The 795-nt window shown below is 69.2% G+C and carries 1 protein-coding gene; it reads left to right on the top strand.

Annotated elements, in window-relative coordinates; genetic code table 11:
- Window positions 1-378: VapE domain-containing protein (locus M0638_RS28150; protein ID WP_282572356.1), on the top strand; the 378-nt coding region annotated here is incomplete at its 5' end.
- Between the last annotated feature and the right edge of the window lie 417 nt (window positions 379-795).

Below are 795 nucleotides of genomic sequence, written 5' to 3'. Positions count from 1 at the left end.
CGGTTCTGGCCACTCGCCTGTCGCCATGCCGACGTGCCCTGGATCCGCGAGTGGCGAAACCAGCTATGGGCCGAGGCGGCAGCCCGTGAGGCGGCAGGCGAAGCGTGGTGGCTCAGCGAGGAGCCGGCGCAGCAGGGAGCCGCGACCGAACAGGCCGCCCGCCTGATCGTGGACGCCTGGGGCGACAAGGTGCGCGGCTCCATCCTCGGGCGAAGCCGCGTCACCACCGCGGAACTGCTCGGCCACGTCCTCGAGATCCCCATCGCCCAGCAGAACAAGGCAGCGCAGATGCGCGTCGCCGGGATCCTCAAGGGCGAGGGCTGGAAACGCGAACGCACCGCCGGCAGCCGCTACTGGATCAAGGAGGCGCAGGAATGACGACCTCGGCAGGAATGACCACCTCGCCCGTGACCACCTCACGAAATGACCACCTGTGCCCGCAGAGGTGGTCACGCGGAAAGGCGCGGAAATCAGCCGTTTTTCCCACCTCGGCCACCTCGACCACCGTTCCCTATAACTCCTACCACACACACACGGGGGGTATAGGAAAGGGGGGTAAGGTGGGCGAGGTGGTCGTCATCCCCACCCCGCCGGCCGGGATGCGGGAGGGGCGGCGGTGAGCGGGCCCGTGGAGCTGCGGGTCGGGCAGGTGTGGGTGCCCCGCCGTGGCTACTCCAGCCGACGCGTCACGGCCATTGGCTGTCTGCCGTACGCCTGGAGCCCTGTGGCCGTTGAGTGGGTCAACGCGGATGACACGCATGGCGCCCGCGGCGAATGGCGCGTGGAGATCCGCTC

It is taken from the genome of Roseomonas acroporae (assembly GCF_023223525.1).
GTDB classification, from domain to species: Bacteria; Pseudomonadota; Alphaproteobacteria; order Acetobacterales; family Acetobacteraceae; genus Roseomonas_E; species Roseomonas_E acroporae.
The sequence above is the reverse complement of the archived record's forward strand: the minus strand, read 5'-3'. Positions and strand labels throughout refer to the sequence as shown.